Here is a 25,475-nt window from a genome sequence, read left to right on the forward strand (position 1 = left end):
GGCACTAGATTAGCTTCGCCGCCCGCAACGCATCGGCGGTCACCTCGGTGAGCTGCTCGCCGGAGAGTTCGGCGACCTCCTTGAGCGGCATCCATCGCGCCTCGCAGGTGGAGCCGCCGACATCGTGGATGATCACCTCGGTCGGCTGGTCCACCACGACCCGGTAGAACGCCCGGACGCCGTGCCAGTCGATCGGGTAGCCCTCCGGTCCGAGGGAGGCGGCGTCGCGGTGGCTGGCCACGCCGAGCAGTTCGAGGAGGCGGCCGGCCTGCCCGGTCTCCTCGACGAGTTCGCGGATCAGCGCGGTGCCGGGCTGCTCGCCGTAGTCGGTGCCGCCACCGGGCAGGTGCCAGCAGCCGGCTCCGGGGTAGCCGTCGGAGATCCGGGTGAGCAGCAGGTTGTCGTACGGGTCGGTGGCGATCGCGTAGGCCGCGAACCGCTGGGCCCGGTGCAGTCCGTCGGGACCTTCGTAGGCGTAGAACGACGGGAAGACCGGGGCCTCTTCGGGTCGCAGGTCGCCGGCGTTGCGGGAGAGCCCGAGCGCGGCCGCGGTGAACGGCCGCAGTTTCAGCTTCTCGGCCTCTTCCAGGGTGTGCCATCGGGCCAGGTCGGTGGGGCGGCCGACCCGGTCGACCAGGTTGCCACCGCGCACCGAGACCTCGTAGACGAGCCGGTCGGTGTGGATGGTGACACCTCGGTGCGGCATGGAGCGCATGTCGGCCAGGACGTCATGCAGTCCGGTGACTGCGACGGAGAGCCCGGTCTCCGCCGCGGTCTCGCGGACGACGGTGTGGTTGGGATCTTCGCCGTGATCGACGGCGCCGCCGGGCAGCGACCAGACTCCGGGAGTACCGGATTTGGACGATGCCCGGACCAGGAGGACGCGGCCTTCGTCGTCACGAGCGACGGCGTAGGCGGCGATCCTGCGGAGCGGTTCCAGTGCGGGGGTCACGGGACGGCATTCTGCCCGGAATATGTTACCTCTCAAGAACTTCTGTCAAGTTCCTGACAGTAGGATAACGGCCTGTAACTGCAGCTCAGGGCGGGTTGCGCCGCCCTGGGCGATTGATCCACTACTGACCGTCACTCCCACTCGATGGTGCCCGGCGGCTTGCTCGTCACGTCCAGAACCACTCGGTTGATCTCGCGGACCTCGTTGGTGATCCGATTCGAGATCTTGGCGATCAGGTCGTACGGCAGCCGGGACCAGTCGGCGGTCATGGCGTCCTCGGAAGAGACCGGCCGCAGCACGATCGGATGCCCGTAGGTCCGCCCGTCGCCCTGCACACCCACACTGCGCACGTCGGCGAGCAGCACCACCGGGAACTGCCAGACCTCCCGGTCCAACCCGGAGGCGGCCAGTTCCTCGCGGGCGATCAGGTCGGCGGCGCGCAGGATGTCGAGCCGCTCCCGGTCGATCGCGCCGATGATCCGGATCGCCAGGCCCGGCCCCGGGAACGGGTGCCGCTGCACGATCTCGTCAGGCAGGCCCAGCTCCTTGCCGATCGCGCGGACCTCGTCCTTGAACAGGGTGCGCAGCGGCTCGATGAGCGAGAACTGGAGGTCGTCGGGGAGACCGCCGACGTTGTGGTGCGACTTGATGTTGGCGGTGCCGGTGCCGCCGCCGGACTCGACCACGTCGGGGTAGAGAGTGCCCTGCACCAGGAACTCGATGTGCCGCTCAGCATCCAGTTTGCGAGCTTCTGACTCGAATGTCCGGATGAACTCCCGGCCAATGATCTTGCGCTTCTGCTCCGGGTCGGTGACGTCCTTCAGGAAGCCGAGGAACTGCTCCTCCGCGTCGACGACGATCAGCCGGACTCCGGTGGACGCGACATAGTCCTTCTCCACCTGCTCGGCCTCGCCCGCGCGCAGCAGACCGTGATCGACGAAGACACAGGTGAGTTGATCACCGATCGCCTTGTGGACCAGGGCCGCCGCCACGGCGGAGTCGACGCCGCCGGAGAGCGCGCAGAGGACCTGCTTGTCGCCGACCTGCTCACGGATCAGGGCGACCTGGTCGTCGATGATGTTACTGGGAGTCCAGGTGGGCTCGAGACCGGCGATGTCGTACAGGAACCGCTTCAGCATCTCCTGGCCCTGCTCGGTGTGCGCCACCTCGGGGTGGAACTGCACACCGGCCCGCTTCGAGGTCAGGTCCTCGAAGGCGGCGACGGGAGCGCCGGGGGTCGAGGCGGTGACGGCGAAACCGGCCGGGGCGACCGAGACGCTGTCGCCGTGGCTCATCCACACCGGGAGATCGGCGGGCAGCTCACGGAGCAGGGTGCCGCCGCGGGTTTCCAGAAGGGTCCGGCCGTACTCCCGGGAGCCGGTGTGGGCCACCGTGCCACCGAGGGCCTGGGCCATCGCCTGGAAGCCGTAACAGATGCCGAAGACCGGGACATCGCTGTCGAACAGGCCGGCATCGAGCGTCGGAGCACCGGGCTCGTAGACGCTGGACGGGCCGCCGGAGAGGATGATCGCGGCGGGATTCTTCGCCAGCATCTCGGCCACCGGCATCGAGTGCGGAACGATCTCCGAGTAGACACGGGCCTCGCGGACCCGGCGGGCGATCAACTGAGCGTACTGGGCGCCGAAGTCGACGACGAGAACGGGACGCGGGGTACTCACCCGGCGAGTTTACTCACCGGGCGAGCACCCCGTAGTGGTCAGGCTCGGTAGTACGTGCGGATCGTCGTGTACTTCACGTTGCCCGCCTTGTCGTACGCCCGGACCCGGACCTTCATCGTCTTCTTCTGGCTGGCCACCTTGAAGCTGAGCAGGTACCCGGCCGTGGTGTCGGTCGCGACCACCTTGCCGTTCACCAGCAGCTGGACCTTGCTGATGCCGGACTTGTCGGAGGCCTTGACGTAGACCTTGACCGTGCCCTTGACCTTCTTCTTGGTCGCCGGGGCCTTGGTGATCGAGACAGCCGGAACGATGTTGTCGGCGATCACCGTGCGGATCGGCAGCCACTTCGTGTTGCCGGCCTTGTCCGTCAGCCGCAGCTCGACCGTGATCGGGCCGTTGCGGCCGGCCGTCTTCAGCACCGGCGCGAACGGGGCGGTGTAGTCCCAGCTGTGCCACTTGCCGTTCACGTACAGGTCGGCCTTGCGGACGCCGGACCAGTCGTCGGCCGCCCCGGTCAGCGTGATCGGGGCGTTGGCGCGCACCTTCGCGTTGGCCGCCGGGGTGAAGCCGGTGGCGGTCGGCGGGACGACGTCAGCACCCTTGGTCAGCGCGGCGGCCGCGTTGACCCGGCCGAACTTGGTCCAGCTGTTCTTCGTGGCCGAGCTGGTGATCGCCCGCTGGAGGCTCCAGTTGGTGTAGGCCGGCCGGTGGGACGCGACGAGCGCGGCCACTCCGGCGACCAGCGGCGAGGAGAACGACGTGCCCTGCACCGGGTAAAGATCGGTCCAGTTGTCCTGGTAGTAGCGGCCTTTCAGGGTCATGCCCGCGGTGATACCGGGTGCGGCCACGTCGACCCAGCTGCCGTAGGTGGAGAACGACGCTTTGGCGATGCCGCCGGTGCGGGTGTCGGTCGCACCGACCGACAGCACCTCGGCGTACGCCGCCGGGTAGGTGTAAGTGGTCTTGCCGTCGTTGCCGGCCGCCGCGACGACCAGGGCACCCTTGGCGTTCGCGTAGGCCACCGCATCCCGCAGGACCGCTGCGGACGACTTGCCGCCGAGCGACAGGTTGATCACCTTCGCGCCCTGCTTGGCCGCGTAGATGACCCCGTTCGCGATGGCGGAGTAGTAGCCCTCACCGTTCTTGTCGAGCACCTTGACCGGGAGAATCTGGCACTGCTCACAGACGCCGGCCATGCCCGCGCCGTTGTTCGTCTTCGCGGCGATCAGCGAGGCCACGATCGTGCCGTGTCCCTCGTCGTCGGTGGGGTTCTTGTCCCTGTTGACGAAGTCGTAGCCGGGCAGGACCTTGCCCACCAGGTCCCCGACCACCTTCACGCCGGTGTCGACGACGGCGACCTTGATCGCTTTGCCCTTCGTGGTGTCCCACGCGGTGGGCACCTTGATCTGGGGCAGTTCGGGCTGGTACGCGAAGTACGGATCGTTCGGCGTCACATCGAGCTTCGTGGCGACGTGGTCGACCTCGACATAGGAGACGTTCGGGTCGAGCTTCAGGGCCGCGGTGACGGCCGAGGCCCGGCCACTGGGAACGCTGATCGACTTCACGCGCACTTCACTGAGCAGGCTCTTCGACAGCGAACCGGCCTCGGCCAGCCCGAATCGGCCCAGTGTGGCCAGTTCGACTTCCGGCGCCACTCCGGCCCGCAGGCCGACCAGCAGGCGGACCGGCAGTTCCGGGGTCGCGGCGCTCGTCACCGAGGCGTTCGCGGAAATCGCCGCGATACCGGCCCCGGCGAGCAGCGCGGTGGCGGACAGACCGACGACGATCCGCCGATGGAGGGATTTCATTCGGTGAGTGCCTCCCCGTGGAGCGACGCATCGCGGACCGATGAATCGCCGGGACAGAGTACCGGCGATCTTAAATTAAGCAATACCCCGCTTCATTGACCGAGACCTGCCTGAGCCATTGAGCGGCACCACGATCTCATTTACTGTTCCGCTATGCGGAACAGCAAGATCACTTGGTCGATCATCGGCGGTACCGCCCTGGCCCTGGTCGCCGGAGTGGGCGTGGCCGTGGCGATCAACCGGGGTCAGGGCGAGCCCGCCTCGGCACCGGCCGGCGCCGCACCCACGATCAGCGTCACACCGAGCGCGGCCCCGGCACCATCGCCCGGTGCCGACATCAAAGGGCCACTCGACCTGGTGTTGATCGGTGTGGACACTCGGGTCAGCATCCCGGGCTACCCACCGCACGCCGACACGATCATGCTGATGCACGTGGAGGCCGACCTGAAGTCGGCGTACCTCTACTCACTGCCCCGCGACCTCCGGGTCGAGATCCCGGCCTACCAGAAGTCCGGCTTCCCGGGTGGGCGCCACAAGATCACCGAAGCGATGAGCCGGGGCGCGGCGATTCCCGGTTCGGAGAAGAAGAACGTCGAGCAGGGTTACGAACTGCTCACGAAAACTCTCAGTGCGTATACCGGGATCAAAACCTTCCACGGCGGCGCCATTCTCAATTTCGGCGGTCTGGACAAATTGGTCGATGAGCTCGGCGGCATCGACATCGTCGTCGACCAGAAGGTCAAGTCCCGGCACCGCAAGCCGGACGGTTCGATGCGGCCGGAGTCCGGCGGCGACTACACCGGACCGCAGGCCACCTACCAGCCCGGCAACCAGCACCTGGTCGGCTGGCAGGCACTCGACTACGCCCGGCAGCGCTACGGCCTGCCCAACGGCGACTACGACCGGCAGCGACACCACCGCCAGCTGGTCGAGGCGATCTTCGGCAAGTCACTGTCGCAGGGTTTGTCCGATCCGGCGAAACTCGGCGGAGTGATCAGCGCGCTCGGTGACGCGCTCGTCTATGTCGGCGGGCGTACGCCGTTCGAGTACGCCTACGCCCTTCGGGACCTCACGACCGAGAACATCACCACCGTCTCGCTACCCGGTGAGGGAGTCGGCAGCGGCGGCAACTACCTGGGTGAACAGCTCGAGCCGGAGGGCAGGGCATTCGTCAAGGCGGTAGCCAAGGGCACGCACGTCGCATATCTCGCCGCACATCCCAAACTGGTCGACAAGTAGCCTCGGGGGCATGAGACGACGGGGCGGCGCACTGGTTCTCCTGCTGGTGCTCTCCGGCTGTTCGACGCCGCCCCCGGCAAAGCAGCCGGCCTTCGCTCCCGGTGCGGACGGGGCCGGTGATCCGTACTTCCCGAAGTACGGCAACGGCGGCTACGACGTCGCCGGTTATGACCTGAACCTGACGTACGAGCCCACCACCAACCGGCTGGCCGGCACCGCGACGATCACCGCGACCGCCGTCCAGGACCTGTCCCGGTTCAATCTGGACCTGTCCGGGCTGACCGCGTCCGAGGTGACCGTCGACGGCACCGAGGCGACCGCGACCGCCGAGGGCGCCGAGTTGGTGGTCACCCCGGCCGCCGGCCTGATCCGCGGCCGGCCGTTCACCGCTGTGGTCACCTACAGCGGCACTCCCGGCCCGATCGAGAACGACACCCTCGGCACCTCCGGCTGGCTCCGCTCCGGCAAGACCGGCGCGATCGCTCTCGGTCAGCCGGAGTCGGCGAGCACCTGGTTCCCGGTCAACGACCACCCCACCGACAAAGCCACCTTCAAGCTGGCGATGAGCGTGCCCGAGGGTGTCGAAGTGCTCAGCAACGGCGTGCCCGGCGAGCATCGGACCAGCGGCGGCCGGACGATCTGGCACTGGTCCGAGGACTCGCCGATGGCCAGTTACCTCTCCACCGTCGTGATCGGTCAGTACCGGATCACCTCCGGCGCCCATCAGGGCCGCCCGATGGTCACCGCGATCCCCGAATCACTGCCCGCCGACGGCGACGCGGCCCGGTCCCTGGCCCGCACCGGCGAGGTCACCGACTTCCTGGAGACCCAGTTCGGGCCGTACCCGTTCAGCGCCAACGGCGGCGTGGTCGTCGACGACGATCAGATCCGCTACGCGCTGGAGACCCAGTCCCGCCCGGTCTACGGCAACACGTTCTTCGTCGGCGGCGAGAACACCCAGGTGGTCGCCCACGAGCTGGCCCACCAGTGGTTCGGCGACAGCGTGGCCCTGACCCGCTGGCAGGACATCTGGCTCAACGAGGGCTTCGCCACCTACGCCGAGTGGCTCTGGTCCGAACACTCCGGTGACGAGACCGCCCAGGAACTCTTCGACGAGCAGTACCGCGCCTTCAACTGGTCCGAGACCCCCGGCGACCCCACCCCGCAACGCCTCTTCGGCAACGCCGTCTACCAGCGCGGCGGCATGACCGTCCACGCGCTGCGCAAAACGATTGGCGACAAGGCCTTCTTCACGCTGGTCAAGGACTGGACCGCCCAACACCGCAACGGCAACGTCACCACCGCCCAGTTCATCACCGCCGCGTCCGCCGCCGCCGGAAAGCCGTTGGACAGCTTCTTCGAAGCCTGGCTGAACGGCACCACAAAACCAACCATTTAGTACGGTCGTCAAAGGTCCCGCCCCACCCCGCGAGGCGGTCCCATCCCCAGACCGCCCAGCGGCCGCCGGGCCGAATGCGGTGGAGACGAAACCCGCCTGCCCAGCGTGGCAGCTTGAGGTGCGAACCGCACCCCACCTCAGCACACAATCGAGATCTCGGGGTTGTGTGGTGACTTGAGGTGCGAATCGCACCCGGACTCACCACACAACCGGGGTCCCGGCTTTGCGTGGTGAGTTGGGGTGCGAAACCGCGCAGACGGCGGGCCGGACGTGGGGGCGGTCAGCGGTCGAGGACCAGGGAGACCTTCTGGAACTCCTTGACATCGCGGTAACCGCACTTGGCCATCGCGCGCTTCAGGCCACCGAACAGGTTCAGCTGGCCGTCGGCGCTGTTCGCCGGGCCGTAGAGGACCTCTTCGAGGGTGCCGTCGGGCTCGCCGGCGATGCAGAAACCACCGCGCGGCAGGGACGGGTGCGACGCCGACGAGTGCCACCAGGCACCGCCCGCGGGAGCGCCCGCGGCCAGCGACAGCGGCTCGCCGAGCATCACCGCGTCGGCGCCGCAGGCGATGGTCTTGGCGATGTCACCGGAGGTGGCCACACCACCGTCGGCGATCAGGTGCACGTACCGGCCGCCGGTCTCGTCCAGGTAGTCGCGGCGGGCGGCCGCGGCGTCGGCGATCGCGGTGGCCATCGGCACCCGGATGCCGAGCACGGTGTCCGTGGTGGACCACTCGTCGGCGCCGACACCGACGATCACACCGGCCGCGCCGGTGCGCATCAGGTGCAGGGCCGTCTTGTAGTCGGTGCAGCCGCCGACGATGACCGGCAGGTCGAGGTCAGCGATGAACTCCTTCAGGTTCAGCGGCTCGTCCGTCGTGGACACGTGCTCCGCCGAGACCAGGGTGCCCTGGATGACCAGGATGTCGACACCGGCGTCCAGCACCACCGGCGCCAGCGCCAGGGTGTGCTGCGGCGACACCCGGACGGCGGTGGTGACGCCGGACGCGCGGATCTGCTTGACCCGCTCGGCGATCAGCTCCGGCTTGATCGGCTCGGCGTAGACCTCCTGCAGACGCTTGGTGGCGTCGGCGTCCTCATCGAGCGAGGCCAGCTCTTCGAGGATCTTGGTGGGGTTCTCGTACCGGGTCCAGAGGCCTTCCGCGTTCAGTATCCCCAGGCCACCGAGACGGCCCAGGGCGATCACCGACTCGGGACTCTGGGTGGCGTCCGACGGGTGCGCGACACAGGGGATCTTGAAGGGGTACGCATCGAGTTTCCACTCGGTCGACACGTCGTCCACGTCACGGGTGCGACGGCTCGGAACAATGGCGATGTCGTCCAAGTGGTAGCCGCGCTGCGCGGTCTTGCCTAGGCCGATCTCCACTACGTCACGCATTCTGGGGCGCCCTCAAGTCTTAGCGGGAGTGGTAATTCGGAGCCTCGACGGTCATCTGGATGTCGTGCGGGTGGCTCTCCTTGAGGCCCGCCGCGGTGATCCGGATGAGCTGTCCACGCTCCTGCAGGTCGGGGATGGTCTCCGCGCCCACGTAGCCCATGGCCGCGCGCAGCCCGCCGATGAGCTGGTGCGCCACCCTGGACAGAGGACCACGATAGGGCACCTGACCCTCGACGCCCTCCGGGACCAGCTTGTCCTCGTTCACATCCTGCTGGAAATACCGGTCCTTGGAGTACGACTTCGCCTGACCGCGCGACTGCATGGCCCCGAGCGAACCCATCCCGCGGTAGGACTTGAACTGCTTGCCGTTCATGAAGATCAGCTCGCCGGGGCTCTCCTCGGAGCCGGCCAGCAGACTGCCGAGCATCACGGTGCTGGCGCCGGCCACGATGGCCTTGGCGATGTCGCCGCTGTACTGGATCCCGCCGTCACCGATCACCGGGACACCGGCCGGGATGCAGGCCCGGGACGCCTCCATGATCGCCGTGATCTGCGGCACGCCGACGCCCGCCACGATCCGGGTGGTGCAGATCGCGCCCGGCCCGACACCGACCTTGACCGCGTCGGCACCGGCCTCGACCAGCGCCTTGGCACCCGCGTAAGTGGCGATGTTGCCACCGACGATGTCGATGCTGACGTCCTTCTTCAGGCGGGCGACCATCTCCAGCACGGCCCGCTGGTGCCCGTGCGCGGTGTCGACGATGACCACGTCCACACCCGCGTCGACCAGAGCACGGGCCCGCTTGTAGGAGTCGTCGCCGACACCGACCGCGGCCGCGACGCGGAGCCGGCCCTGCGGGTCCTTGGCGGCGTTCGGGTACTGCTCGGACTTGGTGAAGTCCTTCACGGTGATCAGCCCGCGCAGGTGACCGGCCTCGTCGACCAGCGGCAGCTTCTCCACCTTGTGCTTGCTGAGCAGGGCGAGCGCCTGGTCCTTGGTGGCACCGACCGGAGCGGTGATCAGCGGCGTCCGCGTCATGACGTCGCGCACCTTCGCGTTGAAGTCGCTGACGAACCGCATGTCACGGTTGGTGACGATGCCGACCAGCACGCCCTCGGCGTCCACCACCGGGGCGCCGGAGATGCGGTACCGGGCGCAGAGCGCGTCGACCTGGTGCAGGGTGTCGTCCGGCCCGCAGGTGATCGGGTTGGTGATCATCCCGGACTCGGAGCGCTTCACCAGGTCGACCTGGGCCGCCTGGTCCTCCACCGAGAGATTGCGGTGGAGCACGCCGATACCGCCCTGACGCGCCATGGCGATCGCCATCCGCGCCTCGGTGACCGTGTCCATGCCCGCGGAGAGCAACGGGATGGAGAGTTCGACGTTGCGGGTCAGTCGCGTGACGGTGTTGACCCGGCTGGGCACCACGTCCGACTCACCTGGCTGCAGCAGCACGTCGTCGAAGGTCAGGCCGAGAGGAACGGTACGAGCGCTGTCAGTTTCCACAAATCATCCCTAGAGAAGAGGCGGAGTTCATCATCCTACCCATCCCGGAGCGGCCACTCAGGCGGCGGACAGAACGTGCGGGCCAGCACACATGCGGGAGAGGTGAGTACGGTATGGGGGTGCAAGATGAGCCGATCGACCCGTTCAACGGCGACCCGACCGACCCGGCCGCTGGTCTCGACGACCTCAACGAGGACGCCGAGTCCGAACCGCTGACCGAGGACGAGCGGCAGGATGTCCTGGAAGACCTCTCCGATCTGGAGATCTATCAGGCGCTGCTGAGTCCGACGGGCATCCGCGGTCTGGTGATCGAGTGTGAGGACTGCCACGAGCCGCACTATTTCGACTGGGATCTGCTCCGCGGCAACCTGCGTCATCTGCTGAGCAGTGGGCGCCCACGGGTGCACGAGCCGGCGTATGACCCGGACCCGGACCACTACGTCACGTGGGAATATGCGCGTGGCTACGCCGATGGCGTCCACGACACCCTGACCGAGGGCAGCGACGACGAGGCGCAGTGACCGCCACCACCGCATTCGGCCCGGCGGCCGCGCGTCGGCCGCGGCCCGCGCGGACCTCGCGGGGTAGGCACAGCGGCTGTGGTGGCACGTACAAAAAATCGGGGTGGATGGTTTTCACCACCCACCCCGCCGCACGTTAAGCGACAAGCCCCGCTCTGAAGCCCGCCGCCACCGCGTGTGCCCGGTCGCGGGCGCCGAGTTTGCGGAAGAGCCGTCTCGCGTGGGTTTTGACGGTGTCCTCGGAGACGAAGAGTTCCCGGCCGATCTCGGCGTTGCTCTTGCCGTCGGCCATCCCCCGCAGGACCTGAAGCTCACGCTCCGTAAGGGTGAGCCGCCGTCCGGTGGGTGCCGCCTCCCCCATGCCGACGCCTGCCTCGTTGCCCGGCCAGGCCACCATCGGCCGGCCGGTCGCCGGGTCGATCGGGGCGTCGCCGCGCTGTGCGGGGACCATCGGCGCGTTGGGCCCGAGCATCGCCGGAACCGCCGCCGCGTTGTGGACGCCGATGCCGCCGGGTCCCTGTTGGTACTGCCCCCGGGCGGCCGGGGAGTTGTTGTTCCGGATGCCACCGGCCACGGTGGCCGGCTGCGCGTTGGCGCCGTTCATCGGCATGCCCTGCGGGCGTACCGGCAACAGCAGCAGGAGCAGCGCCTTCGCCACGACGCTGACCAGGTCGTGCTCGACGCCACGAATCACGCCCCGGGCACCGGCGGCGACGGCCGCCGCCGCCACCCGTGGATCTTCCGCACCGAAGAGCACCAACTGTGCCTGCGGGGCTCGTGCTAGTACGCGCCGGGTGAACCCGACGCTGTCAGGCCGGGTCACGGCGGTGTCGGCCAGGACCACTTCGGCGGGCCGTTCCGCCAGTCGGATCATGGCCTCGGTCTCGCTGACCGCGGTCCGGACGACACCGGTCATGCCGAGCCGGGCCGCGGTGGACGCGACGGTCTGGGCCGCCAGCGGGGTTCGGACGCACACGAGGACGGTACGCACAGTGATCCTCCTTCTCTCTCAGAGGAGATCACGCGAGGGCCGCAGCATTACGCGCTTTAGATGGAAAAAACGGGAAAGAAAGGTATGACTCGCCACCCCTTTGCCATGCCGCTCACGAAGACATCGACGTGTTGCGTGTGAGCCGGGCGATGCCGGGGTACACCCGCAAAAGGCCGGTTCCTGGCCCCTCACGACGAACGCTCCGCGGTGCCGCGCGGGAGGAGGGTGTAGATGTCGAACGTTCGCAGGCTGCCCGGTCCCATCGCCGATATCTGGGACTGGCAGCGACTGGGTCTCTGCCGGGGCCGGGACAGTGCGCAGTTCTTCCACCCCGACGGCGAGCGCGGGTCGTCCCGCAATCGCCGCGAGGCCAAAGCCAAGAACCTGTGCGGCGCCTGCCCGGTTCGGGCGGAGTGTGCCGCACACGCTCTCGCGGTTCGCGAGCCGTACGGAGTCTGGGGAGGTTTCAGCGAATCGGAGCGGCTGCGGCTGCTCGCGGTCGGCTGGGAAGACCTCGCCGATCGTCACGGACGGGTCGACCTGCTCCGGCTCGAGGCACGCCTCGGCCGGCCCCACAAATCGGCGGTTCCCGCGCAGCGACAGGCACCGGCTGCCTGACGCCGCCCGGCGTGCAACACCACACGGCTTCCGACACGGTCCTCCCCGGAGGGCCGTGTCGAGTGGTTCAGCGGTTCTTCAACCGCATTGGTGGACATGCAAGCCACCGTATGAGCGACTTGCTTTCCCGAGTCGGACCGAAAGTGCGGCTTTCCCCTACTCGACGACGACCTCGACCTGATGCCATCCGGTCGCCCCGTCCGGGGCCGGCGGGGCCAGAGCCGGGGTCTGGGTCACCCCGTCGAGATCGGTCGCACGGACCCGCAGAGTGTGCCGACCAGCCGAGGCGGGCCAGGTCAGGCTCCACTGGCGCCAGGTGTCCGCGGAGACCGCCTCAGCAAGCGCGGCGGTCTGCCACGGACCCTCGTCGACCTGCACTTCGACCTTGGCGACCCCGCGATGTGTCGCCCATGCGACTCCGGCCACCGTTACCGTCCCGGCGGGCTTGACCGCACCGTCACGCGGGGTGTCGATTCGGGACTGCGTCTTCACCGGCGCCTGGGCCGACCAGCCTCTCGGCACCCAATAGGCGTCGAAGTCGGTGAACCGGGTCAGCTCGATCTCGGTGATCCACTTGCACGCGGAGACGTACCCGTACAGTCCGGGAACGATCATCCGCACCGGGAAACCGTGCTCGATCGGCAGCGGCACCCCGTTCATCCCGACCGCCAGCAGAGCGTCCCGGCCGTCGCGCAGCACCGCCGTCGGCGTGCCACAGGTCCAGCCGTCCACCGACCGCTGCACGGCCTGATCCGCTTCAGGCAACGGGTCGGCCAGGTCCAGCAGCGCCTTGATCGGAGTGCCGAGCCAGAGCGCGTTGCCGATCAGATCACTGCCGACTTCGTTGGAGACACAGGCGATCGTCACGTACCTCTCGACCATCGGCAGCCGCAGCAGATCCGCCCACGTGATCGTGACCGGATTGCGCACCATTCCGTGGATGCGAAGTTCCCAGGAGGCGGGGTCCACCTGTGGAGTGACGATGGCGGTATCGATCCGGTAGAACTCCCGGTTCGGCGTCACGTAGGACACCGCGCCGTCCACCTGGACACCGGCCGGCAGAACCGGGGCACTCCCGGACGGCGACGGCAGCGCGATGTCGGCCCGGGCGGCGGTCACCGCGCGGCGCGACGTCAGCAACCGTCCGCCGAACCCCGAGGCCGCCGACACCGCCGCGACGATGCCCAGGTCCCGGAGGAAGCGACGACGGTCTCTTTCGATCTGGTACGGGGTTCGCATGTCGACAACCGCAACGGCCCGTCCCGTTTCGGGAGCACCGGGCCCGTCGTGGTCCGGAACGTCGGCCGCCGCCGGGCCGAATGCGGTGGTCCCCGCCTCGGGTCCCGCCGTCTCCGGTCCCGCTTTACCGGCTGCCGTCTCCGGTCCCGCCTTCTCGGCCGCCGAAGTCAGGTGCCGCAGCACCAGGACGGCCAGTGCCGCACCCAGCAGTGACGGAATCGCAGCCGACGCCCCCGCTCCCGGCCGGGTCACCGCGGCGACCGCCCCCACCAGCCCGAACAGGGCGACCCCACCGACCGCGAGCAACCAGCGCCGCCGGGCGAGCACCCCCAGCCCGAACGCGTAGGCGGCGAGCAGCACTCCGGTCCCGACCAGCAGCGCGGTCTTGTCGTGCACCCCGAAGACGGCGATCCCGAAGTCCTTGACCGCGGCCGGCACGTGATCCACCACCACGCCACCGACCGCCACCAGCGGCGACGACCGATTCCCGGTCAACGCGGCGACCACTTCAGCGACCCCGAGCGCCGCTCCGGCCGCCACCACTCCGGCCAGCCCGGCCCGTACAGAAGGCTTCACGACACCATCCTCCCTCGCCGGTCAGTCCTTCATCAGGTCGCCGAACCTGTGGACGACGGAACCCATGTACACCGCGCTGATCAGAAGCATGAAGAAGCCACCGCCCAGCACGTTCAGTCCCTGGTCTCCGAAGACCACGCTCCCGACCGCGTAGACACCCACGACGCCGATGGCCAGGGCCGCCAGCGCACTGAGGGAGATCAGGATGAGCCGCCGGTTCCGGATGTAGCCCCAGCGCACCCGCGCGGCCAGACTCGGCGTCCGCTGCGGGACCGGAATCGAGTCCGGATCGCGGGCCGGCATCGTGACCCGCGACTCCGGATCCACCGCGGCGTCGATCGCCGCTGTGACGGCCGGCCCGCCGTCGAAGAGGGTGGGTTCGACCTGCACCTGGATGCCGTCGTGACCGATCAGCCGCCGGGCGCCGTCCGGCCAGGCCAACAACACCGCGCAGCGGTCGAATCGGACGGTGGCCGGCTCGTCGCCACGGATCAGGCTCACCCCGTCCGTACCGATGATCAGGGTGGTCTCCGGTTCGTCCGACGATCGGTGGCCGAGCTGTGGGTGGGCCTGCCCGTCGACGACGAAGTCCGAACGGCTCGGTGCCTCGGCGTACCCGGCCCAGTCGGCACGGGTGCGCCCCGGGGCCATCAGCAGCCCGTCCGCGACGGCGACGGCGGCGAGCGCGGCGATGTCCGCCCGGCTGACCGCCCGCAGTTCGGCCAGGAACTCCTCGTCACTCGTCAGCACCGGCTGCCCGGCGAGCAGGTTGAACACCTGTCCGGGAAGACGGCCGCCGGTGTCCGCGGCCCGGGTCACCTCGTCGGCCCGCCGGTTGACGACGGCGGTGATGTCGGCCTCGTCGATCAGGCCGAGTCGCATGGCGGCCAGCACGTCGACGAAGGCGCCGAGGACCGCGCCCTGTTTCTCCGGCAGCGCGTCGGCCAGCGCGGTGATCAGGGCGGTGCCGTCGGCGCGGGAGGTGTAGTCGGTCTGGACCGTGTAGGAGAGGCCGCTCTCCTGGCGCAGCGATCGGAACAGCACTCGTTCCAGGACCCCGGAGAAGACCGTGGCTGCGACACCGCGGGGCACCACCGTGTCCCAGGCGACGACGTTGGACGGTCCGGGGAACCAGGCGGGACGCACCGGAAGTGCCGACGACGCGGCCGGGGCCGGCTGCCGGTCGCCGTCCGGGAGGCCGAGGTCGAGACCGGCGGGCACCGCGGGCCCGGCGATCCACAGGGCGGCGTTGTGCCGGTTGAAGAACCGTGCCGTCCAGGCGCTCAGGTCGTCGGCGCTGATCCCGGACAGTCCCCACTCCGGATAGGCGCTGACCCCGTAGTCACTGGCACCGTGCCGCCAGAGGGCCAGCGCCTCACCCGCGCCGCCGCTACGGCTGTTCTCCTCGGTCCGCAGGATCTCCTTCTCCACCGGGAGACGCTCCATCGGCAGGTCCCGCAGAGCCGCGCAGACACCGTTGAGGAAGGTGACGACGTCGGTCTCGGCACCCCGCGTGTGGAAGTAAGTGAACTCCGCACCGGTGGCACCGTTGTAGTGGTGGTCGGCCACTCCGATCGAGTGCAGGGCCAGGTGTTCGATCAGGTGGGTGATGCCGCGCCGGGCCAGCGGTTCGTCCACCACGCCGACCCGGAAGACCAGCCCGGCGTGCATCGGCCCGGTGGCGGGCGCGTGCAGCACCGGGATGCCGCCGATCTCGAGTTCGGTGATCACCGGTCTCCTCCCAGCGCCCGGTCCCGGGCCTTACCGAACTCGGTGGCGGCGTCACCCAGGTGGGACCAGGGTTCCTCGACGGCGAGGCCGTCCATCCGCTCGAACGCGGCCGCGGCGGCCTGCTGGTCGCCGAGCAGCGTGAAGCACAGGGCGAACGTGTTCAGGGCTTCGAGCCAGCCGTGACCACGGGTGAAACCGGGATGGCCGACGGACCGTTCGGCGGCTTGGTGAATCTCGGCCCGTACCTGCTCCTTGGAGAGGTAGCCGGTCAGGGTCTCCGCGGTGCTCTGCCCGTAGACCGACTTGTCGAGGCCGTGGTCGAGGTGAGCCGCCGCGACCAGGGCGCCGTGCGCTCCGCCCGAGGGTGCCGCCGCCACCGCCTCCCGCGCGAACTCGTGCATCAGCTCCCAGGTCCCGCCCCATTCCGGGGACAGGCTCCGCGCCATGTCGAACTGGCCGGGCAGGTGATCGGGATCGGCGACGGTCAGCCGGTCGTAGCGCCGGCGGGTCTCCGCCGGTCCGAGGCCCAGCCCGCGGGCGGAGACCAGGCGGGCGCTCCAGATCGCCGGGTCCACCGGGTTGAACACCGCGCCGTCGATCAGCACCCGCTCCGCCCGGCACATCTGGTCCCGGAAGCGGGTGGGCCGGTCGTCGTCCTCGTACCAGGCCCGGGTCTCGGCGCGGATCGTCCAGCCGATGTGGAGAAGGTGCTGGCCGAGCAGTGCCGACGCGGTGCCGTCGGACGGATCCGCGCGCAGCACCTCGCGCAGGAAGTCCTCGATGTCCGGCGCGCCGCCGACGAGACGGATCAGCCCGGTCCGCGCCATCGGGGCGACGGAGTCGAGCACGGCACGGCAGCCGGGCCAGTCACCGGCGGTGACGGCCGCGCGCAGCACGACCGTTTCCGGATGAGCGGCCGCCGGGTCGAAGACCACGTCGATGGGGTGTGACATGGCGGGCAGCATAAGGGCTGGATCTCGGCGGAGGTATCGGAGAGATCACCTGACGGCGCGGGTCAGTCGGGGCGGGCCGGGTTCCGGGAGGCCTGCTGCCGGCGCAGCTCGACGGCGGCGTCGACGGCGATCCGGCCGGCGAACGTTCCGAAGAGGATGCTCGCTGAGGCGACCAGGCCGTACTCACCGAGGTCGGCGAGCACTCCGGAGTCGTCGGCGGGTCCCTGGGTGAGCATCATGGTGAGCACCCCGAGCCCGCCGGCCACCACGAAGAGGGTGGCCATCCCGGCAAGGAGCAGAGTGACCAGCGGCCGGCCGCCCTCCACCGGTTCCTCCTCGCGGGCCGCGGCCGGGCGGGGCTGCGGGATCCGGTCGCGGTCACGGGGCGGCATGTCGATCCGCAGCCGGGCCGGGATCCACTGGTCGACGTCGTGGACCACCTGTTCGGCGTCCCGGTAGAGGGTGGGTTCGACCCGGGCCATCACGGCGTCCTCACCGATCAGTTGCCGGGCGCCGTCCGGCCAGGCCAGCACGGCCGCGCACGCGTCGTACCGGACGGTGCCGACCACGTCGCCCTCGACCACACTGATGCCCTGGGCGCCGCTGATCAGGCGCAGGTTGCGATCACCGCGACCCCGGTGGGTACGCCCGTCGAGCACCGTCTCCGACATGGTCGGCGCGGGTGCGTAGCCGGCCCAGTCGGCGCCGCCGGTGCCGGGTGTCATCAGCAGCCCGGCGTCGTAGGCGGCCGACGCGACTCCGGCCACATCCTCGGCGGTGACCGCCCGTACTTCGGCGAGCGCTTCGTCGAGGGTCTGCACAGCCCGGCCGGCGAGCAGGTTGAACGCCTGTCCGGGTAGGCGGGCGCCGCGGCATTCGGCGTCGCGCAGTCCCTCGCTGGTGTGTTTGACGACGGTGCCGACCTCGTCGGAGTCGATCCGGCCGGCCCGCAGGGCGGCGAGCACGTCGACCAGCCCGCCGAGGGCGGCGTCCTGCCGTCCGGTGACCGCGTCGGCGAGGGCGAGGATACGGGCGGTGCCGTCGGCGCGGGGCTCGTATTCGGTGCGGGTCTTCTCGGCGGCGCCGGCCCGGTCGCACAGTTCGTGCTGCAGGCGGCGTTCCAGGACGGTGGCGAAGACGGCGGCTCCGGCGTCGCGGCGGACCACGGTGTCCCAGCCGGCGGTGCCGTCCGGGCCGGTGAACCAGGCGGGGGTGGCCGGCAGGACGGTGACCGCGGTGGGCACGGGTTGCCGGGTGCCGTCCGGAAGGTCGAGGCGCAGTTCGCCGGGCATCTCGTCACCGGCTACCCAGAGCGCGGCGTTGGCCCTGGTGAACCAGCGGGTGATCCAGTCCTGGATCTGGTCGGTGGTGAGTCCGGGCAGGGCCCATTCGGGGTAGCTGGCGACGCCGTGGGAACGGGCGCCGTACCGCCACATCGGCATCGGATCACGGTCCCGGACGGTGCTCATCCGCTCGCGGACGGCGGCGATCCGGTCGGCCGGCGGGTTCCGCAGGGCCGCGCACACTCCACTGAGGAAATCGGCGATCTCGGTGGGCGTACCGCGGGTGTGGAAGTAGGTGTGCTCCGGTCCGGTACTGCCGGGACCGTCGGTGACCAGGTGCTCGATCAGCCGGGTGATGCCGCGCACCGGCAGGGTCTCGTCGGCGGTCCCGACCCGGAAGACCAGGCCGGCGTGCATCGGGCCGTCCGCGGGTGCGAGCAGGGCCGGCACCCCGTCGACCTCGAGTCGCGTGATCACTGCTCGCCTCCCGTCGCCCGCTTGCGGTACCTGCTGATCACCGTGGCCGGGTCACCCAGGAGATCCCACGGCTGTGCCGAGTCCAACTCGCCGAGTGCCCCGAACAGTTCGGCCGCGGCCTGCTGGTCACCGATCAGGGCGTACGCCATGGCGAAGGTACTGGTCACGCGCACCCATCCGTGCGTGTGCCGGAAGTCCGGGTGGGTGACCGACCGGTCGGCGGCCTCGGCCAGTTCGGCGCGGACGGTCTCGTCGCCGAAGTGGCCGCGGTCGGCGGCGACATACCGGTCGAGGTGGTACTCGGCGAGCAGCACCGGGCTCAGTGAGCCGGGCGGGGCTTCGGCGGAGGCGGTCCGGGCGAACTCGTACGCGGCGGCGGGGTCCTGCCCGCACAGGTATCGCAGGTACTGGGACTGGCCGGGCACGTGCTGCGGGTCGATCTCGGCGAGCCGGTCGTAGCGGCGGCGCGCTTCGGAGGGGCCGAGTCGCAGGCCACGGGCGGTGCGCAGGCGGACGGTCCAGATCGCCGGGTCGAGCGGGCTGCGGGCGGCGGCGTCGACGAGCAGCCGCTCGGCGTCCACGAATCGGGCGTCGCCGGCCAGGTGCCGGCCCAGCAGCGCGCCGGCGGCCCCGTCCGACGGGTCGCCGGTCAGCACGCCGCGGAGGAAGTCGGCGATGCCCTCGGTGTCCGCGGCGACGGCGGTGAGGCAGGTACGTTCCACCGGTTCGGCGGTGTCCAGGGTCTCCCGGCAGGCCGGCCAGTCACCCGAGTCCAGGGCGGTGCGCAGAACGGCGACTTTCGGGTACGCCGCGGCCGGGTCCAGGAGCATGGCGGGCAGCATAGATCTTCCACAATCGGCCGGGTTTTCCGGGTGATCGTGTAATTAGGACACCAGGGGATCGTCGAGCAGGTGGTCGAAGGCCAGTTCGGCCGCTCCGATCAGGGCCGCGTCGGTGCCGAGTTCCGGAGTGCGCAGCCGCACCTGCTCGCGGCAGGCCGGCAGGCCGATGGCGTTGAGGCGGCTGCGGATCTGCGCGGCGGCCCCCAGGTAGACGTCGCGCAGTGTCCCGCCGAAGATCACCACCTCCGGGTTGAAGATGTTGATCAGGTTGCCGACCCCGAAGCCGATCCAGTCGCCGACCTGCCGTAACGCGTGCTGGGCCTGGCTGTCCCCCCGCATCGCGGCGTCCACCACGGCCAGCACCTCGTCCCGGCCGCTGCGGTCGGCGCGCCCGGCCAGGCGCAGCAGTGCGTGCTCGCCGATCTCGGTCTCCCAGCAGCCTCGCGAGCCGCAGCTGCACGGACGGCCGTACGGGTTGACGACCATGTGGCCGACTTCGCCGCCGTACCCGCCGTGCCCGGTGATCCGGCGGCCACCGGCGACGATCCCGGCGCCGACACCGACGTCGCCGTACAGGTAGATGACGTTGTCGGAACCGACCGCCGCGCCCCGGGCGTGTTCGGCCAGCGCGCAGACGTCGGAGTGGTTGCCGACGCTGAGCCGCCCGTACTGCCCGAGTTCGGAGGTCAGGTCCGCACCGACCGGCTCCTCGACCCAGCCGATGGTCGGGGCCAAGCGGACCATCCCGTCGGCACGGCGCACCATGCCGGCCACCGCGACTCCGCTGCCGACGCAGCGGGCGCCGTCCGGCACCCCGGACCGCATGGTCGCGACGAACCGGGCCAGCGGCCGGATCGCCTCCCCGGCGCTCATGCCGGGTGGGCGCTCGGCCTCGTACTGCTCCAGGATGCGGCCGCCGAGCCCGACCCGGGCCGCGCGCAGCCGGTCGACCTCGATGCTGAGCGCGTAGGCGTACACCCGTCCCGATTCGGGCCGGACGACGAGTGAGGGGCGCCCGGCCCGGCCGGTCTCGCGGGGTGCCGCCTCACTGACCAGCCCCGCCCCGATCAGGTCGGCGGTCAGTGCCCCGATGGTGCTCCGGTTGAGTCCGAGGCGGGTGGTGAGTTCGGCCCGGGAGGTAGCGCCGTGCACATGCACGTACCGCAGGAGGCTTCCGAGGTTGTGCCGTCGGACGTCGTCCTGGTTCGGTCCGGTCCTCATCAGCGTCCCGGCCCCCGCCCGGGAGTGCGCATCGTCAGCCGCCCGATGCCGCGGCTCTGCGCCGGGCCAGCGCGTCGACGCTCGCGGCCGCCAGCAGAACGAGGCCGGTGAAGATGAATTTGACGCCGGAGTTGAGGGCCAACAGGGTCATCCCGTTCTCGATGACGATGATCACCGCACCCCCGATGACCGCGTAGATGATCTTTCCCTGGCCGCCGAACAGGCTGGTGCCGCCGATGACCGCGGCACCGACCGAATAGAGAAGAATGTTACTGCCGCCGGTGTTCGGATCGACAGAGCTCTGTCGGCTGACGATCAGGATTCCGCCGATCGAGGCCATGAACGAGGCGATGGCGAAGACCGAGACCCGGATCCGGTCGACCGGGATGCCGGCCCGGCGGGCCGCCTCGGCGTTGCCACCGACAGCGTAGACGTGCCGGCCGTAGGTGGTGCGGCCCAGCACGAAGGTCCACAGGACCAGGAAGAACAGGATGATCGGTACGACGATCGGGATGCCCTTCAGCGACGTGATCGACACGTTGACGGCCCGCTCCAGGGTCAGCACGTAGGTGGCCGACAGCGCCAGGGCCGCCACCCCGGCGATCCGGGCCAGCACGATGCCGGCCGGTTCCGCGATCAGGCCCCGGATCACCCGCGCCCGCCAGCGCAGGAACTGGGCCAGGCCGAACCCGGCCACACCGGCCACCGCGAGGATCCAGCTGGCGCGCACCGACAGGGTGCCGTTGTTGAGCGACGTCACGAACTCGTCGTCGATCGCGATGTTCTTGCCACCCTCGAGCAGGGTCAGCAGCACACCCTGGAAACCGAGGAACGCGGCGAGGGTCACCACGAACGACGGGATGCCGAGCTTCGCCACCAGCAGGCCGAGCACGATGCCGATCAGGACGCCGGTCGCCATCGCCGCCGGGATCGCCACCACCCAGGGCAGGCCGTGCGTGGTCAGCAGGATCGCCATGACCGCGCCGCAGACACCGCTGCCGAACCCGGCGGACAGATCGATCTCGCCGAGCAGCAGCACGAAGACCAGGCCCATCGCGATGAAGACGATCTGGGCGCTCTGGTTGAACAGGTTCGCGAAGTTGAGCGCGCTGAGGAACGTCTCACTGCGGGCCGAACCGAAGATCAATATCAAGATCAGCAGGCCGAGTACGGCCGGAAGGGTCCCGAGGTCGCCGCCGCGGATCCGGGCCCAGTAGTCCCGCAGGTGGCCGCCGACCGTGGGCCTGTCCCGGCTCACGACGGGGTGCCGAGATGCCCGCTACGGCCGCCGGTGATCAGCTCGACGACCTGCGAATGCGTCACGTCGGTGGCCTTCACCTGCGCGGCCGTCCGGCCCAGGTAGAGCGCGGCGATCCGGTCCGAGACCGCGAAGACGTCGTTCATGTTGTGCGAGATCAGCACCACGCCGAGACCGTTGTCGGCGAGGCGGCGGACCAGTTCGAGCACCTGGGCGGTCTGCGCGACACCGAGCGCGGCGGTCGGCTCGTCCAGGACCAGGACCCGGCTGTTCCAGAGGACCGCCTTGGCGATGGCCACGGTCTGCCGCTGACCGCCGGACAGGCTGGAGACCCGCTGACGGAGCGAGGTGACGGTACGCACGGAGAGGCTCCGCAACGTCTCCTCGGCCATCTCCTCCATGGTGGCCTCGTCCAGGACGACACCCCATTTCCGCTCCCGGCCGAGAAACATGTTCTGGACGACGTCCAGATTTCCACAGAGAGCCAGGTCCTGGTAGAGGACCTCGATGCCCAGTCCGGCGGCGTCCCGTGGCGAGCTGATCGCCACCTCCCGGCCGTCGAAGGTGATCGTGCCGGCGTCGATGGCGTGGATACCGCTGATGCACTTGACCAGTGTGGACTTGCCCGCGCCGTTGTCGCCGACGAGAGCGGTCACCTCACCCGGGTAGACGCTCAGGCCGACGTCGTGGAGAACCTGGACAGGACCGAAACTCTTGTCGATCCCGCGCAGTTCCAGAAGGGGTGTCGCGGCCACGGCTGGTCCTCCTTCACCTGATGCCGACTTTGGCGCAGGCCTCAGCGAAGTCGGCGCTGCAGAGTTCTTCCCGGGTGACGTAACCGTCGGCGACGACGTCCTTCACGGTGGCCGCGGTGATCGCCTGCGGGGCCAGCAGGACAGCCTTGGTCCCGGTGCCCTCGATCGTCTCGGTCGTGCTGACCTGCTCCTGCTTGACCAGCGCGATCGCCAGCTCGGCGGCCGCGTCGGCCTCCTTCTTGATGGCCTTGTAGACCGTCATGCACTGGTCGCCGATGAGAATGTTCTGCAGCCCCAGAACGGTGGCGTCCTGACCGGTGACCGGGACCTTGCCGTTCAGCTTGTTCTTCTTCAGCACCTGGATCGCCGCGTTGCCCAGGCCGTCGTTGGCGGCCAGCACACCCGTGATGCTCTTGTCCTGGGTCAGCTGCTGCTCGAAGATGGTGCCGCCCTGGGCGCTGTCCCATTCCGGGACGTCCTGGTCCGGGCCCTTGAGGTATTCGCCGGAGTCGAACTTCGGCTGGAGGACCGAGTCGTACCCCTTTTTGAGCAGGGTGCTGTTGTTGTCGGTGGCCGAGCCGTTGAGGTAGGAGACCACCGGCCGGACCACCCGCTTCTCGGTCAGGCAGTCGACCAGGCCCTGCCCCTGGAGTTTGCCGACCTCGGTGTTGTCGAAGGACACGTAGTAGTCGGCGCCGCCGCCCAGGGTGAGCCGGTCGTAGTCGATGGTCGCGATGCCCGCGGTCCGCGCCTTCGCCAGGACGGCCTGACCCGTGCCGGAGTCGAGGTTGGCGATGATCAGGACCTTCACGCCGCTCGCGATCATGCCGTCGGCGATGGTGGTGAAACGGGTCTTGTCCCCCTCGGCGTTCTGGATCACGGCCTCGACGCCGGCCGCCTCGAACGCCTCGGTCAGATACTTGAAGTCGGCGGTCGCCCAGCGGGCCGAGCTCCTGGTGTCCGGCAGGATGACACCGACCTGGACGGCCGGCCCCGTCTCGGCACCCGAGCCGGAGTCCTCCTCGCCGGTGCAGGCGGACAGGCCTCCCGCCGTCAGGAGACCGACCACGGCAAGGACGGAGAATCCGTTACGCATCCCTGTGTCCTTTCGAGGGGAGAGTTGCGCCCGGCAACGTATTTCTCCAGTGGCCGAGAACACAAGGCACCATGACGATCTATCTCGAAACAAGGGATAACAATCCAGCGGCGTCAGGACCGGATCGGCGCGACTGTCGCTCCGGTGAGCCGGATCAGGTCGGCCGGCGCGAGGGCCACCTGGAGGCCACGGCGGCCCGCTGACACGTACATCAGGTCGAGCCCGGAAGCCGTGTCATCGATCACCGTCGGCAGCCGTTTACGCTGCCCGAGCGGGCTGATCCCGCCCCGGACGTAACCGCTGCTGCGCTCGGCGGCGGCCCGGTCGGCCAGGGCCGCCCGCTTCCCACCGGCCGCGGCGGCCAGCGCCTTCAGATCGAGGTCACCGGTCACCGGCACCACCCCGACCACCAGACGGCCGTCGACCTCGGCCACGAGTGTCTTGAACATCATCTCCGGGGCGACACCCAGCGCCTCGGCGACCAGGGCGCCGTAGTTGGACGCGTCCGGCGACACCTCGTACGGATGCAGCGTGTGGGTCACCCGCTCGGCGGTCAGCAGGACGGTGGCCGGCGTACCCGCGGCTCTCTTGGCCATGCGGGAACGCTACTACCCGTCAGGCGACCGACGTGAGAAGGGCGAGCGGTGCGCCACCCACCCGGGTCAGCACCAGTCCGGCGGTGTTCGGCCCGGACAGCCGGAGGTCCTTGCGCAGCTGCTCGGGGACCAGCGCCGAGCCCCGTTTACGGATCTCCAACACCCCGATCCCCCGTTCCCGCAGCAGTGTCCGCAGCCGTTTCAGCGAGAACGGCAGCACGTCGGTCACCGCGAGACGCCGGGCGAACGGGGTGTCCACCGGCTCGTCGGTGTAGACGTAGGCGATGTCCGGATCGGCCAGCCGGCCACTGACCGTCGCGGCGAACTCGGCCACCAGGTGCGAGCGGATCACCGCCGGATCCGGGTCGTAGATCCACGAACCGATCTCGCCGACCGGGGCGCGTTCGGTGCCGGAGCCGGTCAGCACGACGTCCGGGCCGATCAGCGAGGCCCGGCGCGGGACCCGGGCCAGCGGACCGCACCAGAAGGCCGCCTCGACCAGGTCGCCGCCGACACTCACCCACTCCCCCTCGGCGCCCGGGGGCAGCAGGTCGTGGTCGATGCCGGGCGCCAGCTTCAGCACCGTGTGCGGCACCCGGCCGGCCAGCCCGGCGACGAAGTCCCAGGGCGGTGAGTACGACTTCGGGTCGAACACCCGGCCCCGGCCGGCCTGGCGGCGCGCCGGATCGGCGAAGACCGCGTCGTACCGCTCCACCGGCACCGTGGTCGCGTCGGCGCACGCCACGGTGATCCGGTCGGCCAGCCCCGCGGCCGCGGCGTTCGCGGCGGCGAGTGCCGCGGTGCCGGGATCGGCATCCACGGCGTGCACGGTGATGCCGTGCCGGGCCGCGGCCAGCGCGTCCGACCCCAGCCCGCACCCCAGGTCGGCGAGGCTCCGGACACCGGCGGCGGCGAGCCGGGCGGCGCGCCGGTCCGCGACCACCGCGCGGGTCGCCTGCTCCAGACCGGCCCTGGTGAAGAACATCCGGGCGGCGTCCGAGCCGAACTTCATCGCGGCGCGTTCTCGCAAACTAGCCTGGGTCAAGGCGGCCGCGGCGAGTTCCGCGCCGAAGCCCCGGGCCCGCATGGCCGAGGCCGCGGCGAGCGGCTCACCGCCGGCCACCTCGGCCGCCACGGCCAGGGCTTCCACCCCGTTCGGGGTCTGCAACAAATGCAACAACTCAGGGGTCACGACAGGCATTCTCCCTGGCGTGACAGGTTGGCACTCTGGTTGACGGAGTGCTAGTTCCGGCATAGTCTCCGATTAGCACTCTCACCATGAGGGTGCCAACCGCCCGGGTCCTCCGTGGCGGTTAGGCACCAGGCGGACCGGCA

20 protein-coding genes and 1 pseudogene are annotated in these 25,475 nt (G+C 69.8%); 4 read left to right on the forward strand and 17 right to left on the reverse strand.

Annotated elements, in window-relative coordinates; all coding sequences use genetic code 11:
* Positions 1–4 precede the first annotated feature (4 nt).
* From BLU81_RS29805 to BLU81_RS29815, 3 genes are all read right to left on the reverse strand, one after another.
* Positions 5–952, reverse strand: coding sequence for an NUDIX hydrolase (locus BLU81_RS29805; RefSeq protein WP_092548589.1), 948 nt, complete (start codon positions 950–952; stop codon positions 5–7).
* 131 nt (positions 953–1,083) lie between these two features.
* Positions 1,084–2,631 (reverse strand): glutamine-hydrolyzing GMP synthase, encoded by a 1,548-nt coding sequence (gene guaA / locus BLU81_RS29810; RefSeq protein WP_092548592.1) that lies wholly within the window; start codon positions 2,629–2,631, stop codon positions 1,084–1,086.
* Between the two features lie 38 nt (positions 2,632–2,669).
* Positions 2,670–4,439 carry a S8 family serine peptidase gene (locus BLU81_RS29815; RefSeq protein ID WP_092548595.1) on the reverse strand — a complete coding sequence of 590 codons (1,770 nt, stop codon included), beginning with the start codon at positions 4,437–4,439 and terminating at the stop codon, positions 2,670–2,672.
* Between the two features lie 153 nt (positions 4,440–4,592).
* On the opposite strand from BLU81_RS29815, the gene BLU81_RS29820 reads away from it, so the two are divergent.
* Positions 4,593–5,678, forward strand: a complete 1,086-nt coding sequence (locus BLU81_RS29820) for an LCP family protein (RefSeq protein ID WP_092548598.1) — start codon at positions 4,593–4,595, stop codon at positions 5,676–5,678.
* Between the two features lie 10 nt (positions 5,679–5,688).
* Positions 5,689–7,077 carry a M1 family metallopeptidase gene (locus BLU81_RS29825; RefSeq protein ID WP_092548602.1) on the forward strand — a complete coding sequence of 463 codons (1,389 nt, stop codon included), beginning with the start codon at positions 5,689–5,691 and terminating at the stop codon, positions 7,075–7,077.
* 280 nt (positions 7,078–7,357) lie between these two features.
* On the opposite strand, the gene BLU81_RS29830 is transcribed toward BLU81_RS29825, so the two are convergent.
* A complete protein-coding gene (locus tag BLU81_RS29830; RefSeq protein ID WP_092548605.1) occupies positions 7,358–8,476 on the reverse strand; it encodes a GuaB3 family IMP dehydrogenase-related protein in 1,119 nt (372 codons plus the stop codon).
* Between the two features lie 19 nt (positions 8,477–8,495).
* Positions 8,496–9,983: an IMP dehydrogenase gene (gene guaB / locus BLU81_RS29835; protein ID WP_092548608.1), complete on the reverse strand. Its 1,488-nt coding sequence runs from the start codon at positions 9,981–9,983 to the stop codon at positions 8,496–8,498.
* Between the two features lie 119 nt (positions 9,984–10,102).
* Between guaB and BLU81_RS29840 the strand changes: the two genes are divergently transcribed.
* Entirely contained in the window at positions 10,103–10,504 is a 402-nt protein-coding gene (locus BLU81_RS29840; RefSeq protein ID WP_092557839.1) for a DUF5319 domain-containing protein, read from the forward strand.
* A gap of 136 nt (positions 10,505–10,640) precedes the next feature.
* On the opposite strand, the gene BLU81_RS29845 is transcribed toward BLU81_RS29840, so the two are convergent.
* Positions 10,641–11,495, reverse strand: coding sequence for a helix-turn-helix transcriptional regulator (locus tag BLU81_RS29845; RefSeq protein WP_092548611.1), 855 nt, complete (start codon positions 11,493–11,495; stop codon positions 10,641–10,643).
* 231 nt (positions 11,496–11,726) lie between these two features.
* Between BLU81_RS29845 and BLU81_RS29850 the strand changes: the two genes are divergently transcribed.
* Positions 11,727–12,113, forward strand: a complete 387-nt coding sequence (locus BLU81_RS29850; protein ID WP_092548614.1) for a WhiB family transcriptional regulator — start codon at positions 11,727–11,729, stop codon at positions 12,111–12,113.
* A 156-nt stretch (positions 12,114–12,269) separates the two neighbouring features.
* Here BLU81_RS29850 and BLU81_RS29855 read toward each other — a convergent pair whose 3' ends face one another.
* The 11 genes and pseudogenes from BLU81_RS29855 to BLU81_RS29905 form a co-directional block, all read right to left on the reverse strand.
* On the reverse strand, positions 12,270–13,859 hold the full coding sequence (locus tag BLU81_RS29855) for a molybdopterin-dependent oxidoreductase (RefSeq protein ID WP_373873266.1): 1,590 nt from the start codon (positions 13,857–13,859) through the stop codon (positions 12,270–12,272).
* A 90-nt stretch (positions 13,860–13,949) separates the two neighbouring features.
* Entirely contained in the window at positions 13,950–15,659 is a 1,710-nt protein-coding gene (locus BLU81_RS29860) for a peptidase M16 family protein (RefSeq protein WP_092548620.1), read from the reverse strand.
* Positions 15,656–16,612, reverse strand: a complete 957-nt coding sequence (locus BLU81_RS29865) for a hypothetical protein (RefSeq protein ID WP_231953581.1) — start codon at positions 16,610–16,612, stop codon at positions 15,656–15,658. The genes BLU81_RS29860 and BLU81_RS29865 overlap by 4 nt, the downstream gene beginning before the upstream one ends.
* Before the next feature lie 62 nt (positions 16,613–16,674).
* Positions 16,675–18,372 (reverse strand): peptidase M16 family protein, encoded by a 1,698-nt coding sequence (locus tag BLU81_RS29870; RefSeq protein ID WP_197686000.1) that lies wholly within the window; start codon positions 18,370–18,372, stop codon positions 16,675–16,677.
* Positions 18,369–19,202, reverse strand: a complete 834-nt coding sequence (locus BLU81_RS29875; protein ID WP_231953582.1) for a tetratricopeptide repeat protein — start codon at positions 19,200–19,202, stop codon at positions 18,369–18,371. Before BLU81_RS29875 ends, BLU81_RS29870 begins: the two co-directional genes overlap by 4 nt.
* A gap of 54 nt (positions 19,203–19,256) precedes the next feature.
* Positions 19,257–20,435: an ROK family transcriptional regulator gene (locus BLU81_RS29880; protein ID WP_092548628.1), complete on the reverse strand. Its 1,179-nt coding sequence runs from the start codon at positions 20,433–20,435 to the stop codon at positions 19,257–19,259.
* A 34-nt stretch (positions 20,436–20,469) separates the two neighbouring features.
* Positions 20,470–21,660, reverse strand: a complete 1,191-nt coding sequence (locus tag BLU81_RS29885; protein WP_373873267.1) for a sugar ABC transporter permease — start codon at positions 21,658–21,660, stop codon at positions 20,470–20,472.
* Positions 21,591–22,448: pseudogene (locus tag BLU81_RS29890) on the reverse strand (ATP-binding cassette domain-containing protein). Before BLU81_RS29890 ends, BLU81_RS29885 begins: the two are co-directional and overlap by 70 nt.
* Before the next feature lie 13 nt (positions 22,449–22,461).
* A complete protein-coding gene (locus BLU81_RS29895; RefSeq protein ID WP_092548637.1) occupies positions 22,462–23,544 on the reverse strand; it encodes a sugar ABC transporter substrate-binding protein in 1,083 nt (360 codons plus the stop codon).
* A gap of 113 nt (positions 23,545–23,657) precedes the next feature.
* Entirely contained in the window at positions 23,658–24,140 is a 483-nt protein-coding gene (ybaK, locus tag BLU81_RS29900; protein ID WP_092548640.1) for a Cys-tRNA(Pro) deacylase, read from the reverse strand.
* Positions 24,141–24,159: 19 nt separating this feature from the next.
* Positions 24,160–25,341, reverse strand: a complete 1,182-nt coding sequence (locus BLU81_RS29905; protein ID WP_092548644.1) for a class I SAM-dependent methyltransferase — start codon at positions 25,339–25,341, stop codon at positions 24,160–24,162.
* Positions 25,342–25,475: the final 134 nt, after the last annotated feature.

Source organism: Actinoplanes derwentensis (assembly GCF_900104725.1).
GTDB classification, from domain to species: domain Bacteria; phylum Actinomycetota; class Actinomycetes; order Mycobacteriales; family Micromonosporaceae; genus Actinoplanes; species Actinoplanes derwentensis.